Below are 14930 nucleotides of genomic sequence, written 5' to 3'. Positions count from 1 at the left end.
CCCACCATTTTACACCCCATGGCCGCTGAAGACCAAAGTGCAAGTGCAGAGTTAAAAAATACACAAGCTGACGCAGTCTTGGCTGGCGGCTATGCATTGCCTGAATCCAGCCCAAAAAAACCTGCAAAAAAAGCCAAGACCCCCGCTAACACTGCAGCCAAGGCCAGTGAAAAACTCGCCAAATTAGGCTTGCGCAAGGACATAGATTTTGTTTTGCACCTGCCTATGCGGTATGAAGACGAAACTGCAATTATCAGCATGCGCGATGCCTCTTTCCGCGGTGGCAGCAGTTTGCAGGTTGAGGGTGTGGTTACAGAATGCGATATCCAGTACCGCCCGCGCCGCCAGTTGGTGGTCACCATTGCGGATGATAGCGGGCAAGTCGTGCTGCGCTTTCTGAATTTTTATGGCAACCAGACCAAGCAAATGGCCGTAGGTGTAAGGGTGCGGGCGCGTGGTGAATTACGCCATGGTTTTTTTGGTGCAGAGATGGTGCATCCGCACTACAAGATCGTCAATGAAGGCGCACCTTTGCCAACAGCATTGACGCCCGTCTACCCGTCCGGCGAAGGTGTGCCACAAGCTTTATTGCGCAAGGCCATTGCCAATGCAATGACACGCGTCAACTGGCGCGACACCCTGTCGCCCGCGCGGCTGGCCGACCTGCATTTGCAGGATTTTGAAAGCAGCATACGCACCCTGCACAATCCACCATCAGATGTAGACCAACATAGCCTGATAGAACGCGAACACCCGGCCTGGGAGCGCATGAAATTTGATGAGTTGCTGGCCCAGCAATTGTCATTGAAGCGCGCACAAATTACCCGCCGCAGCAAAGGTGCGAATGCCCTGCCAGTGGTGGGTGAACTCAGCAATGCCTTCCTGCTGAACCTGCCATTTTCCCTGACCAGGTCACAAGAAAAAGTGCTGGCCGAGATACGTGATGATCTGCGTGAAGCCTTCCCAATGCAGCGCCTGTTGCAGGGTGACGTAGGCAGCGGCAAAACCATTGTTGCAGCTCTGGCCGCCGCACAAGCCATAGACAATGGTTTTCAGGCGGCGCTGATGGCACCAACAGAAATTTTGGCGGAACAGCATTTCAGAAAAATCGCTGCCTGGCTGGAACCCCTGGGAGTAAAAACTGCCTGGCTGACTGGCAGCCTGAAGAAAAAAGAGAAAGACGCTGCCAATGCCCTCATCACTTCCGGCGAAGCGCAACTGGTGATAGGCACCCACGCGCTGATACAAGACAGCGTGCAATTCAAGAAGCTGGGTCTGGTCATCGTCGATGAACAACATCGCTTTGGCGTCAGCCAGCGCCTGAACCTGGCCAACAAGACCGAGGCTGGCAAGGTGCCGCATCAACTGATGATGTCGGCCACGCCTATCCCGCGCACATTGGCGATGACCTACTACGCTGATCTGGAGGTGTCCATCATCGATGAATTGCCGCCAGGCCGCACACCTATCGTCACCCGCGTCATCGACCAGAATCGCCGTGATGAAGTCATTGCCCGCGTGCAGGCAGCGGGGCAGGAAGGCAAGCAAGTCTACTGGGTATGCCCGCTGATAGAAGAATCAGAAACCCTGCAACTGCAAACCGCCACCGACACCCATGCCATGCTCGCAGCCGCCCTGCCAGAACTGAATGTGGGTCTGGTACATGGTCGCCTCAAACCGGCAGAAAAGCACGCCACCATGGAAGCCTTCATCCGTAATGACAGTCAGGTGCTGGTGGCTACCACGGTGATTGAAGTTGGCGTCGATGTACCGAATGCCAGCCTGATGGTGATAGAACATGCAGAACGTTTTGGCCTGTCGCAATTGCATCAGTTACGTGGCCGCGTAGGCCGTGGTGCCGCAGCCAGCGTCTGCCTGTTGCTGTATCAAGGCCCACTGGGTGGCACTGCCAAGCAAAGGCTGGCCACCATGCGCGAGAGTAATGATGGTTTTGAAATTGCGCGCAAGGACCTGGAATTGCGCGGGCCCGGTGAATTTCTCGGTGCGCGTCAATCCGGCGAAGCCATGTTACGCTTTGCCAACCTGGAAACCGATCAATGGCTGGTGGACAAGGCACGTAATCTGGCTGATGAATTATTAAAAAATGACCCTGTCACCGTTGCTGCTCATCTGGAACGCTGGCTGGGATATAAAGAAGAATTTTTACGAGTATAAAAACCTATGCTGAATATCGTCGATGTTGATGTCAATAACCTGCAACATGCCAAAGACCTGGTCAACATGCTCAATATGTACGCGCTAGACCCCATGGGCGGTGGCGAAGCCTTGTCTGATTATGCACAGGCCAATCTCATTAGCGAGCTCAAAAAACGCAATACCGTGCGCGCCATTCTCGCTTATGTGGATGATCAGGCTGCCGGTTTTGCGATTTGCATAGAAGGTTTTTCCACCTTTGCCTGCAAGTCTTTATTGAACATCCATGACTTTGCTGTGCACCCTGATTTTCGTGATCAGGGCATAGGTAATAAAATGATGCAGCACCTGACTGCACTTTCTGAACAACAGGGTTATTGCAAGATGACGCTGGAAGTATTGGAGGGGAATACCCGTGCGCAAAATCTATATCGTGCAGAGGGCTTCGCACCGTACGAATTAAACCCGGAATTTGGTGGCGCGATCATCATGCAAAAGAAAATTGGCCAAGCCTGATTTCATCACATTGCCTGATGGAGATCAGCCAAACTTCTCCACCATGAAATCCACAAAACTGCGCAGCTTGGGCGTGCGGTATCTGTCCTGCAGATAAACCACGCTCAGCGCACGACTGGGCAGTTCATAGCCGGGAAATAATTGCACCAAAAACCCGGCCTTCACATCTGCCTGCAACAGTATTGCTGGCTGCAAGACGATGCCCAGGCCATGCAAGGCAGCAACCCGTAAAGCCTGGCCATGATTGACTTGCAACCTGCCGGTAACGGGGATGCGGTAAATATCATCCCGGTCTTGCAAGCGCCAGTTGGTAATGGCTGCCGGACTAAAAGACAGGCACTCATGCTGCATCAGATCTTCTGGCTTTTCTGGCATGCCCTTGCGCGCCAGGTAGTCAGGTGAGGCGCAGATCATCAAGCGATATGGGCGCAATGATTTGGCGATGAGTGCTGAATCGGGTAAATCACCTATGCGTATCGCCACTTCAAAACCCTCTTCGAGCATATCCATAACGCGATCAGACAAACTCACATCGACGCTGACTTCAGGATAGCGCGCCAGATATTCTGACAATGCAGGCATCAGCGCCTCAGTACCAAAACTGACTGGCGCAGTAATGCGCAGCTTGCCTGCCGGGGCCAGTTGCAGGTTTTGTGCCTGCTTATCGGTTTCAGCGACCAGCCTGAGGATCTCCTTGCAACGCGCATAGTAATCCTCACCAAAAGCAGTCAGGTGCTGACGCCGGGTAGTCCTTTGCAGTAATTGCATGCCCAGGCGCTTTTCCAGCATACGCAAATGGTTGCCTGCCATGGTTGCCGAAATCCCGCTAGCCGTGGCCGCACTGCTCAGGCTGCCTTTTTCCACGGCAAGAACATAGACCTTCATGCTGTCCAGCAAATCCATTCAACACTCCTGATTATAGATGTATCAATCATAGACTCATTTATCTCATTTTAGTTTCAAATAAGAATAGAGCCTTGTTTGCAGCCATGTACTGGCGAACAAACAGTGATCAACCTCTCACACTTTTTTGGAGCTACACCATGACTACCATCACCACACTTGCGTCCCGCTTTGCCAACCGCACCGTTCTGATCACAGGCGGAGGAACCGGCATGGGCAAAGCCGCCGCCCTGCGCTTTGGCCGTGAAGGAGCCAATGTCGTCATCGCTGGCCGCCGTCCTGCAGAAATTAATCTGGTTGCCGACGAAATCAAGGCAGCAGGAGGTATTGCCCTGGCTATACCCGCCGATGTCTCTGATGCAGAACAAGTCCAGGCGCTGGTACAAAAAACTGCTTCTACCTTTGGCGGCTTGCATATGGCCTGGAATAACGCTGGCATCCTCGGCGGCTTCCAGCCCTTCCAGGAAACCAGTCTGGCTGACTTCGATGCCGTCATGGCGACCAATCTGCGCGGCGTCTTCGCCTGCCTGAAACACGAAATCGCCGCCATGCAGGCAGCCTGTGTCGGCGGTGCCATCGTCAACACCTCCTCCTGGACCGCTCACGGTGCCATGCCCGGCCTGTCAGCCTATGCCGCAGGCAAAGCCGCCCTTGATGCCCTGACGCGCACGGTAGCAGTCGAAGTCGGCCCCCTGCAAATCCGCATCAACAACGTCAGCCCCGGCATCATCGCCACCCCCATGGCAAGTGGCGTACTGGCATCCAGAACATCTGCACTACCGTTTGAAAAGCAAACCCCATTGCAGCGCATAGGTCAGCCGGAAGATGTTGCCGATGCAGTGCTATGGTTATTGTCCGACGATGCGCGTTTTGTGACCGGGCAAAGTTTGCTGGTGGATGGCGGCTTTACCATAGGCGGCTTGCGTCCCTGGTTTAATGGGTTTGTGGCAGAGCATGTTTGAGGGCGGCTTGGGTAATTAGAAATCCAGCATGCAGTTATCTGCTGCAAGCTTGAATCTTTATTTAAACGATTGCTCTTCGTAGATACAAGCCGGGTCTCGGCCCGGCAGCCGAAATACTTTCTTTGCTTCGCCAAAGAACGTATTCAAAGAAAGGCGACCGCAGACTCGCCCTGCGGGTGCTTACGCTACGCTCCAGCATAATTTGTGCATCACAAAAAATGGGAAAGCTTCGAAACTCGCTACGCTCAAACAACGAAGCTTTCTAATCCATTTTCTGTGAAACACAAATTACATCGTCCCAAGCGGATGAAGATCAAAAACAACTGCAACTACAACGTCAATGCAAGCGCTATGCATATATCGTTGAGTATCGTTGATCAATCTAGATTTTGGTTTTGCTGTTGTCTTTGAAGTTTGCAGTTCCCATGTGTCGACGCCGTTTGTGCGGTACAGAAAATGGATTAGAAATGCCCGTGTTTGAGCGTAGCGAGTTTCGGGCATTTCCCATTTTTTGTACTGCATAAACGGGAACCCCCTTCATGGGGCGACGACGCCTGGGTCGCCTTCTTTTGCTTCCTTTTCTTGGCGAAAGCAAGAAAAGGAAGTAGCTGCCGGGCTACCCCCGGCCTGCAATCTTAAAATACGTATATAGGTATTAGAAAATCAAGCCATTCAAAACACCGCGATCCTGAAGTTAATACACTGTACGATATGCTATAAACGCCGCTGGAGCGCCAGCCCGGTGGATTCCAGCCAAAAGTACGCTGGAAAGACGCATTTAGGATGTTCAGCACAGTACCCTAAATCGCTCCGGCAAAAGTCATCCGAGAAAACCCGCATCAATTTGCTGGGTGTGTAAATCCTCATTGGCAAATCATTCTCCCAATGCCATAGTCAAAATCACAACTACCGCCCCCACCTCATGTCAAGGTAAAATCCCCCGCAGACTTTTTCTGACTACAAACGCATAAATGCCAAACTCACCGGCTCGTGCACACACTACATAAGGATCAGCAATGACTATAGATTTCAAAGGCCGTGTCGCCATCGTGACCGGTGCAGGTGGTGGTTTGGGACGTGAACATGCGCTGGCGCTGGCTGCGCGTGGGGCAAAAGTGGTGGTGAATGATCTCGGTGGGGCGCGGGATGGTTCCGGCGGTTCGTCTGCCGCTGCGCTGGCCGTGGTCGAAGAAATCCGTGCTGCTGGTGGCGAGGCGATAGCCAATGGTGCATCGGTCACCGATTTTGACGCAGTACAAGCGATGGTGGCAGACACCATGGCACAATGGGGGCGGGTTGATATCCTGGTCAACAATGCCGGTATCTTGCGCGACAAGAGTTTTGCCAAGATAGACATTGCCGACTTCAAACTGGTGCTGGATGTGCATCTGATGGGTGCGGTACATTGCTGCAAGGCAGTCTGGGCCATCATGACAGAACAAAAATATGGCCGCATCGTCATGACTACTTCTTCTTCAGGTTTATATGGCAATTTTGGCCAGTCCAATTATGGTGCCGCCAAGATGGCTCTGGTTGGACTGATGCAAACGCTGGCGCTGGAAGGGGCAAAGTATGATATTCGTGTCAATAGCCTGGCACCTACAGCGGCAACACGCATGACGGAAAGCCTGTTCCCGGCAGAATTCCTGGCTGCATTGCAACCATCTGATGTGGTACCAGCCATGCTGGTACTGGCGTCTGAGCAGGCACCAAGCCGTGCCATCCTGTGTGCGGGCGCTGGCAGCTTTGAAGCCGCGAATATCACCCTGACACAGGGTGTCTGGGTAGGTCGCGGCGATGATGCACCTGAGCAACTGGCAGCACGTCTGGCTGAAGTTCGTCAACGAGACGGTGAAACTGTGCCAGAAAGCGGCGCAGCGCAAGGGCATCTGGAACTGACCAAGGCGATGAGCCAGACCAAGGGCTAATCCTGCCCATGTTGACTCAAGAAGGAGTAGCACATCACGGCTACTCCTTTGTCATGCACCATAAATCAGGCTCAAGACACTGCGCCAGATCAATCATGATGCAAACAGTTTGCGACTCACAAAGAATTTAATTTCAAGCAGAGTATGTGCCAAAACAGGTAGATATCGTATATACAGTATGACTGTCAGAAAATACTCCCCCCTGTAATTGTTAAATTCAGGAAAAAATTTGCGCTCTGTACAAAGCTCTTGCTGACGCTGCCCTCAGTCTGTGCCAAACTAACGGCATGACACTCACAGAATTAAAATATATTGTTGCCGTAGCCCGGCAAAAACATTTTGGCCATGCGGCAGAAGCCTGTTTTGTCGCCCAGCCTACGCTGTCTGTCGCCATCAAAAAATTGGAAGATGAACTGGGCGTCACCATTTTTGAACGTGGTGGCACCGAGGTCTCGACCACCCCCCTGGGTGCACAGATTGTTGCCCAGGCTGAACGCGTGCTGGAACAAACTGCTGCCATCAAGGAAATCGCCAAACAAAACAAAGACCCGCTGGCTGGCCCTTTCCGGCTCGGCGTTATTTATACAATCGGCCCCTACCTGCTGCCTACCCTGGTGAAAACCATGATACAGCAGGTGCCGCAAATGCCTTTGGTGCTGCAAGAGAATTTCACCGTCAAACTAATGGAGTTATTGCGTCAGGGTGAACTGGATGCCGCCATCATGGCCCTGCCCCTGCCAGACCAGGGCATGATGATACAACCGCTATATGACGAGCCTTTTGTGGTTGCCATGCCGCGTGACCATGCATGGGTAGAGCGCAAGGAAGTCTCGGCCGAAGAATTGAAATCAGAAACCATGCTCTTATTGGGTAATGGCCATTGCTTCCGCGACCAGGTGCTGGAAGTGTGCCCGGAAATGTCACGCTACTCGACTGCTGGTGATGGCATTGCCCGTACCTTTGAAGGCTCTTCACTGGAAACCATACGCCATATGGTGGCTTCTGGCATAGGCATCACGGTATTGCCGATGGCCTCAGTACCTGATATGGATGCCAAGGATGGCATGCTGCGCTACCTGCCCTTTACTGCACCGGCACCCGACCGTCGCGTCGTGATTGCATGGCGCAAGAGTTTTACCCGTCAGGCGGCGATTGAAGCCATACGCAAGGCTGTGCTGGCTTGCGATCTGCCTGGCGTCACCATGCTGGACGAAGCGCCCAGCACTCAATAATTTTTATCCCCCCCGTACCATGAGCAAAGTTGTGATAGCAACCGCACGCCTGCAATTGCGGGTACTGATGCCCGAACATGCCCCCATGATGCAGCAATATTTGCTGCTCAACCGTAGCCACCTTGCCCCATGGGAACCGGTACGTGACGAAGATTTTTTCTCCCTGGAAAAATGCGAAGAACGGCTGCTTTCCAGCTCACGCCTCATAGAAGCTGGTCTGGCCTTGCATTTTGCAGTTTGCATGGATGAAAAGATGATAGGCATTTGCAATTTCAGCAATATCGTCCGGGGTGTATTTCATGCCTGTCACCTGGGTTATGCAATTGCAGAAAAACAGCAAGGCCAGGGCTATATGCAGGAAGCAGTGAGGGCTGGCATTGCCCACATGTTCCAGCAACAGGGCCTGCATCGCGTCATGGCCAATTACGTGCCTGAAAACCTGCGCAGCGCCGCCTTGCTGGAGCGTCTGGGTTTTGAGAAGGAAGGCTATGCCAAGTCTTACCTCAAGATTAGTGGCATCTGGCGAGACCATATTTTGACTGCCCTGGTCAATCAAAATAACTGAGCGAGACAATTAATCTCACAGTCACACCCTAGCAAACTGCTCATCTTTGAGTAGAGCGAAAAGTATATACTGCGGTCTTTTGCGAAACTCGCTGGTGAAATTAGGGTCTATCACAACAAACCCAGTTCACCACATTTCTACAGAAAGCTTCAGTTCATGTCATTGTCCCGGATCCTGGCAGTACTCGCCTGCGCAGCAGCCAGCTTTTTCACCTTTGACAGCCTTGCGCAAACCACTGGCGACACACAAAATTCCAGCCCTGCGGCCCATGGTGAGACCAGCCGCCCTAAAGTTGCCCTGGTTTTGTCTGGAGGAGGGGCGCGTGGTTTCGCCCATATAGGTGTCTTGCGTGCCTTGCGCAAAATGCGCATACCGGTGGATATGGTGGTCGGCACCAGTATAGGCGCTGTCGTTGGTGGTGCTTACGCTGCCGGTCGCTCTGCGGATGAGCTGGAGCAAATCGTCCGTGAAACCGATTGGGAAAGCGTACTGGCTGACCGCCCGGCCCGCTATGACCTGGATTTCCGCCGTAAAGAAGAAGACTTGATGCTGCCTTCACGCATAGAATTTGCGGTCACCAAGTCTGGCGTATTTTTACCGCCAGCAGCCGCAGGCAATGCCGCGCTGGAAAACGCCCTGACGCGCCTGATGCCTGAAGGCATGCGCGACCAGCCAGTCAATCAATTGGCACTGCCCTTCCTGTCTGTCGCTTCTGATTTGCTGACTGGTGAGATGGTGGAATTGAATGACACCCCTCTGCTGATGAGCATGCGTGCCTCACTCGCCTTGCCGGGTGTTTTTGCCCCTGTGCGTATCAAGCAAAAACTGGTTGTTGATGGCGGACTGGTCAGTAACCTGCCGGTAGAGCTGGCACGTGCCATGGGTGCGGATATAATCATTGCCGTCAATGTCGGCACGCCCCTTGCGAAGGAAAACGAACTCAATAGTGCCATTGATGTCACCAAACAAATGCTGCAAATCCTGACTGAGCAAAATGTGCAGCGCTCGATCAAGGACTTGCGCAAGACGGACGTGTTGATAGCACCAGAATTATCCGGCATCAGCTTTCTCGATTTTGGGCAATTTCAGCGATCCATAAAAGCAGGCGAAATCGCCGCCAACAAAATGGCAGCGCAACTGACTGCCTTGCGCGTACCGGAAGAGCAATACGCCATTTTTGAAGAGCAGCGTTCCAATATTAGCCAAACGACAAAAAAAACCACTGATAAACTGCCGCTGGCAAAAATCGAAGTCGAAGGTCCTCGCTATATCAATCCCCAGGCATTGATAGCGCAGACTGGCTTGAAGCCCGGCCAGGCTCTATCCCAGGAGCAGATCAGGCAAGCATCCGCCAAGCTGTATGGCCGTGGTGACATAGACAATATAGAAACGATCATCTCTGACGAAGATGGCAAGCGCAACGTATTGATTAAACCATCAGAGTCAAATTCCAGCCGTAACAGACTGCGTGTTGGACTGGAACTGACCAGTGATTTTGCTGACGAAAATCGCTTTGGCCTGAGCGTCTTGCATATAGCATCTTCACTCAATACTTACGGTGCTGAACTGCGGAGCCATGCACGGATAGGTAGCATACGTCAGTTCGGCACACAATTTTGGCAACCACTGGCAACTGGTTCCCCCTGGTATATCGCCCCGTCTCTCGAATACAATGGCCGCTCCGTGGATTTGTATGACGAAGGTCGCAAGAGTCTGCGTATCGGTGTGCGTGGCACTCAAGCCAGTTTGGCGTTTGGACGCCAGCTTGACAACTGGGGCAATATAGAAGCAGGGGTCAGACGTAGTTTTGGCAAAGTCGATATTCTCTTGCCCGCAATAACGGTTCAAGACAGCTTGCGCGCCTATGGCACCACGCAATTCTTGCGCTTCCGTCTGGACACTCTGGATTCACTTGCCAATCCAACCCGAGGTGTTTTGTTGGATTCTTATTTCGAGCATTCGCCAGCAAAAGGATCAGTTGGACCATCACAAGCACAATCAGAAGTCTTGGCAATGGCTGCCTTTCAGTCTGGGGATTGGGCTGGCCACCTGTACGGAGAATGGGGTAAGTCCATGCAGGGCAACGCTCCCTCACCACTGGGTGGTTTCTTGCGTCTTTCAGGCACAGCAAATAATTCGCTTGAAGGGAGTACCTCGGCTTTTGCGCGTGTCGTTCTCGCACGCAAGATCGGATCCTTGCCCACGGCAGTTGGAGGAGCGATCAGAATAGGTTTTTCTGCAGAGTTAGGAAACAACTATGGTCGCGGACAGTCACTGAAGCTTGGAAATTTAAAACAGGCCGGCAGCGCCCACATATCTGTCGATACCCGTTTTGGCCCGCTGTTCTTTGGTGCCGGTGCAACGCGTGGCAATGGCTCTTCGCTCTATCTTTTCCTCGGTCCCATCTGGTGAATCTGGTGAGTCAAACCTTTGACTGGCGCTGCAGCCTCAGGGCGACGCAGCGCGGTAAAGGCAGAAAACTCCCAGGATCTAAAACCAACCAGCAGGGTAAAACCATCACGCTCTTCTGGCCTTAAACGACGGTCATCCTGATGCAAACGCGCCAGTTCAGCTGCCAGCTGCTGGATCTTTTGCACCATTTCCATGGCGCTATGCGATGACACTCTGGCTGGGACAAAAAGCAGGGTTTCGCCCTGTCCATCAAAACTGCCAGCAAAATAATCCCCTACCACCACATCACGGAAATACTGCTGTACCGGACCATCAGCACGCCAATGAAAAGCTGGCGAGACCTTCAGGCGATAGCGGTTCAAAGGGCGCAATTCTATGACATCCAGTTTATCCAGGGCGATCAGATGCAAGACGCATTCTGCTTCCGACAAGTGATAGGTTTCTATGATCTGCTCCAGGGTCCAGTGTCCCAGGCAACAAATCGCTACCAGTAATAACTTGGGGTCTGCCATCAGCGATTGTTCTTGCGCCAGGCTCAGGGTATCGGCATGGGGCGTGACATCGGCGGCCTGGCGCAATACATCTTCCATGGCGATGCCAGACGCCTTGCAGATTTCCGCCAGGCGCGACAGGCTCATATCCTTTTGCCCAAACATGCGCTTCATGCTGGATTCACTCATACCTATCCGCTCTGCCAGCATTTTGTACGTTACGCCTGCTGCACGTAATTCAGAACGCAAGACTTTCAAGACTAATTCGGGTGAGCTCATGAGGACATCCTGACTAAATGTGAAATTTTGCAAATGGTATCGCAATTCAACACCAAAGATACTGAATAACAATTCTTTCAGCAATTTTCTGGTACGTTTTTTTAATTATTGCGACACTTCGACCTGCAAATACGGTGTGAAGTTCAATAGCGGGAAATATCAGAATTGAAATACGCTGATTGTGACCAAGTTAATGGCGATTTCAGCCGCGGTGATTCAGTCTAGAGGGAACAGGAATGAAAACAAGAAGCGATATGGGTGATAGCAGTGACACGATACGCAGATATGTCACAGCGCTACTCCTGACTATTGTCGTGTTTGGTCTCGGTTACATTTGTGGCCAGCAGACAGGCAAAGCTGTCCCAGCATTTGAGAAGGCGAATGGATTGAGTGGACCACCCAGTCGCGCCAGTGCGCGCTCTGAATTTTTTCAACAGCAAAAGCCGCAGCGCAAAGCTGCGCTGATAGTCTGAGTCACTCAGCAACCCTGACTACGTCAGATGCGTTTGGTAGTCACTGGATCAAACCAGTGCACGACATCCGGCGCAAAGCCAACCGATGTGCGTTGACCTGCTTGCACCGCCGTGCCTGCAGGTGTGCGTATAACCATGGGTTCACCACCGCATAGACCATGGACCAGCAAATCTGCCCCCAGCGACTCTACCAGTTGTACTTCAAGTGGCAAGCCTGGCATGCCTATGAACAAATGTTCTGGACGCACGCCCAGTATCAGTTCACGATTGGCGACGCACTCTGCTTGGCTTTGCGCCAGCGGCAATGACACCAGAGCCTTACCTATCTGCATTTGCCGGCCATTTTCTGTGAGCTTGCCATGCAAGAGATTCATGGGTGGAGAACCGATAAAGCTGGCGACGAAAGTAGTGGCTGGTGTTGCATACACTTCTGCCGGTGTACCTATCTGTTCAGCGACACCACCATTCATGACGATCATGCGCTGGCCCAGAGTCATGGCCTCGACCTGGTCATGGGTGACATACAGGCTGGTGGTGCCTAGTGCCTTGTGCAGGCGCTGGATTTCCAGACGCATTTGCACCCGCAATTTGGCATCCAGATTCGACAGCGGTTCATCGAATAAAAATACTGCAGGTTCCCTGACAATCGCACGCCCCATGGCAACCCGCTGGCGCTGACCGCCAGACAATTGGCGCGGAGTCCTGTCCAGCAAAGCACCCAGTTCCAGTATCTGCGCGGCTTTTTGTACCCTGGTTTCTATATCGGCTTTGGAAAAACCGCGTATCTTCAAACCATAAGCCATGTTCTGATACACGCTCATATGCGGGTAGAGGGCATAGTTCTGGAACACCATGGCAATATCCCTGTCCTTGGGTTCCAGCTCATTGACGACCCTGTCACCAATGACGATATCGCCAGAAGTAATTTCTTCCAGCCCCGCCACCATGCGCAAGAGTGTCGATTTGCCACAGCCAGAAGGACCAACCATGACGATGAATTCTCCATGGTTGATATCCATGGAAATGCCATGGATGACAGCAACTGCCTTATCGCCCTTGCCGTAAGTCTTGGTAACGTTTTTAAAGTGTAGTTGTGCCATAAGGTATTTGTATAACGTGTTTCTTTAATTTATTTTTCTGAGTCAACGAGACCTTTAACAAACCACTTCTGCATGATGACTACCACCAACCCGGGTGGCAACATCGCCAGTAACAGGGTCGCCATCACCATATTCCATTCGACTGCAGCATCTCCGCCCGCAATCATGCGTTTGATCCCCACACCTATCGGGTACATATTCTGTTCTGTCGACACCAGCAAGGGCCACAGATACTGATTCCAGCCATAGATGAACATGATGACGAACAGGGCAATCACATTGGTACGTGAAAGCGGCCACAGAATATCTTTGAAGAAGCGCAAGGGACCAGCGCCATCGATGCGTGCGGCTTCCGCCAGCTCATCGGGCACAGTTAAAAAAAACTGCCTGAATAAGAATGTCGCCGTTGCCGAGGCGATCAACGGTACAGTCAACCCGGCATAGCTATTGAGCATGGACAAGTCAGACACTACCTTATAAGTCGGACTGATACGCACTTCAACAGGCAGCATCAGGGTGACAAAAATCATCCAGAAAAACAGCGTACGGCCAGGAAAGCGGAAGTAAACGAGCGCAAAAGCAGACAACATGGAAATCGAAATCTTGCCGACGGCGATCATCAGCGCAGATACCAGGCTGACCCACATCATGCGCCCCACAGGGCTGCTGGCGACATTGCCTGATGTACCGCTCCCCAACACTGCCTGCAGATTGATCCAGAGCTGGTCGCCCGGTATCAGGGACATAGGTGCCAGGGCAGACTGTTCAGCCGTCTGGGTGGCGGCAACAAAGGCAACATAGATGGGAAAAGCCACCAGGCTGACTCCAAGTATCAGGATAAAGTGGCTGAACATACCCAGAAAAGGTCGGCGTTCTATCATGCTTAATACTGCACTTTCTTTTCTATGTACTTGAACTGCAGCACAGTCAACACAATCACTATCGTCATCAGTATCACGGACTGCGCGGCAGCACTGCCAAGATCACCGCCCTTGAAACCATCATTGAAAACTTTGAATACCAGAATCTCGGTATCCTTGCCAGGACCGCCCTGGGTGGTCGCCTCAACAATTGCAAAGGTATCAAAAAAAGCGTAGACGATGTTCACGACCAGCAAGAAGAAAGTTGTTGGTGTCAGCAATGGGAAGACGATGGTGAAAAAGCGCCTCCATGGCCCGGCACCATCTATGGCAGCTGCCTCTATCAGCGACTTGGGTATGGATTGCAAACCCGCCAGGAAGAATAGAAAGTTATAGCTGATCTGTTTCCAGATCGCCGCCAATACAATGAGTATCATCGCGTGACGGCCATTCAAGAGATTATTCCACTCAATACCAAAATGGCGCAGGCCATGGGCAACAATACCCAGAGTTGGATTGAGCAAGAACATCCACAGCACACCTACTACCACAGGTGACACCGCATACGGCCAGATCAGCATAGTCTTGTAGATGGAACTGCCCCTGACTACCCTGTCAGCAAAAACAGCCAGCAGCAAAGACAGGCTCAGGCCCAGAACAGCCACCAGACTGGAAAACAGCGCGGTGGTCTTGAATGCTGCCAGATAAGTCTCATCGGCAAACAACATCTTGAAATTATCAAACCAGACAAACTGCGTGGACATGCCAAAGGCATCCTGCAACAAGACGGATTGATACAAGGCCTGCACCGCAGGCCAGAAAAAAAACAGCACCGTTACCAATAACTGCGGCAAGAGCAACAGATAAGGCAACCAGGCCGAACGAAACCGCGCACGCTTTTCCAAAAAAACCTCTATTGAGTTAGGGACAGACCGAAAGGCTCACCACAGAGGCACCGAGACACAGAGAAATTCAAGAGAAAATCTGTGTAAGTCCAAGAGAAGTAAGCCTCAGCATTAAGCTTTTGACCTTCTCTGTGCACCTCTGTGGCTCTG

The 14930-nt window shown here is 52.1% G+C and carries 13 protein-coding genes; 8 read left to right on the top strand and 5 right to left on the bottom strand.

What is annotated here, in order from left to right:
- The first annotated feature begins 18 nt into the window (after positions 1–18).
- Complete coding sequence (gene recG, locus H8L47_RS05270; protein ID WP_186952181.1) at positions 19–2175, top strand: ATP-dependent DNA helicase RecG; 2157 nt, start codon at positions 19–21, stop codon at positions 2173–2175.
- A 6-nt stretch (positions 2176–2181) separates the two neighbouring features.
- Positions 2182–2670 (top strand): GNAT family N-acetyltransferase, encoded by a 489-nt coding sequence (locus tag H8L47_RS05265; RefSeq protein WP_186952180.1) that lies wholly within the window; start codon positions 2182–2184, stop codon positions 2668–2670.
- A gap of 24 nt (positions 2671–2694) precedes the next feature.
- Here the strand turns inward: H8L47_RS05265 and H8L47_RS05260 are convergent, their stop codons facing one another.
- Positions 2695–3573 carry a LysR family transcriptional regulator gene (locus tag H8L47_RS05260; RefSeq protein WP_186952179.1) on the bottom strand — a complete coding sequence of 293 codons (879 nt, stop codon included), beginning with the start codon at positions 3571–3573 and terminating at the stop codon, positions 2695–2697.
- A gap of 140 nt (positions 3574–3713) precedes the next feature.
- Between H8L47_RS05260 and H8L47_RS05255 the strand changes: the two genes are divergently transcribed.
- From H8L47_RS05255 to H8L47_RS05235, 5 genes are all read left to right on the top strand, one after another.
- Positions 3714–4535, top strand: a complete 822-nt coding sequence (locus H8L47_RS05255) for an SDR family NAD(P)-dependent oxidoreductase (RefSeq protein ID WP_186952178.1) — start codon at positions 3714–3716, stop codon at positions 4533–4535.
- Positions 4536–5551: 1016 nt separating this feature from the next.
- Positions 5552–6463: an SDR family NAD(P)-dependent oxidoreductase gene (locus tag H8L47_RS05250; RefSeq protein ID WP_186952177.1), complete on the top strand. Its 912-nt coding sequence runs from the start codon at positions 5552–5554 to the stop codon at positions 6461–6463.
- Between the two features lie 287 nt (positions 6464–6750).
- Positions 6751–7695 carry a hydrogen peroxide-inducible genes activator gene (locus tag H8L47_RS05245; protein WP_186952176.1) on the top strand — a complete coding sequence of 315 codons (945 nt, stop codon included), beginning with the start codon at positions 6751–6753 and terminating at the stop codon, positions 7693–7695.
- A gap of 19 nt (positions 7696–7714) precedes the next feature.
- The gene (gene rimJ, locus H8L47_RS05240; protein WP_186952175.1) at positions 7715–8260 is read left to right on the top strand and encodes a ribosomal protein S5-alanine N-acetyltransferase; all 546 of its coding nucleotides are present in this window, start codon (positions 7715–7717) and stop codon (positions 8258–8260) included.
- 156 nt (positions 8261–8416) lie between these two features.
- Entirely contained in the window at positions 8417–10672 is a 2256-nt protein-coding gene (locus H8L47_RS05235; RefSeq protein WP_186952174.1) for a patatin-like phospholipase family protein, read from the top strand.
- On the opposite strand, the gene H8L47_RS05230 is transcribed toward H8L47_RS05235, so the two are convergent.
- Entirely contained in the window at positions 10645–11442 is a 798-nt protein-coding gene (locus H8L47_RS05230) for a helix-turn-helix domain-containing protein (RefSeq protein ID WP_186952173.1), read from the bottom strand. The genes H8L47_RS05235 and H8L47_RS05230 overlap by 28 nt on opposite strands.
- A 236-nt stretch (positions 11443–11678) precedes the next feature.
- Here H8L47_RS05230 and H8L47_RS05225 point away from each other — a divergent pair, with 236 nt between their 5' ends.
- Positions 11679–11915 carry a hypothetical protein gene (locus tag H8L47_RS05225; RefSeq protein WP_186952172.1) on the top strand — a complete coding sequence of 79 codons (237 nt, stop codon included), beginning with the start codon at positions 11679–11681 and terminating at the stop codon, positions 11913–11915.
- A gap of 23 nt (positions 11916–11938) precedes the next feature.
- On the opposite strand, the gene H8L47_RS05220 is transcribed toward H8L47_RS05225, so the two are convergent.
- The 3 genes from H8L47_RS05220 to ugpA are packed head-to-tail and all read right to left on the bottom strand — an operon-like array spanning position 11939 to position 14780.
- On the bottom strand, positions 11939–13015 hold the full coding sequence (locus tag H8L47_RS05220; protein WP_186952171.1) for a sn-glycerol-3-phosphate import ATP-binding protein UgpC: 1077 nt from the start codon (positions 13013–13015) through the stop codon (positions 11939–11941).
- 29 nt (positions 13016–13044) lie between these two features.
- The gene (gene ugpE / locus H8L47_RS05215; RefSeq protein WP_186952170.1) at positions 13045–13896 is read right to left on the bottom strand and encodes a sn-glycerol-3-phosphate ABC transporter permease UgpE; all 852 of its coding nucleotides are present in this window, start codon (positions 13894–13896) and stop codon (positions 13045–13047) included.
- 2 nt (positions 13897–13898) lie between these two features.
- On the bottom strand, positions 13899–14780 hold the full coding sequence (gene ugpA / locus H8L47_RS05210; protein ID WP_186952169.1) for a sn-glycerol-3-phosphate ABC transporter permease UgpA: 882 nt from the start codon (positions 14778–14780) through the stop codon (positions 13899–13901).
- Positions 14781–14930 lie beyond the last annotated feature (150 nt).

It is taken from the genome of Undibacterium umbellatum (assembly GCF_014284125.1).
GTDB lineage: Bacteria > Pseudomonadota > Gammaproteobacteria > Burkholderiales > Burkholderiaceae_D > Undibacterium > Undibacterium umbellatum.
This window is presented reverse-complemented; position numbering and strand designations above follow the sequence as displayed.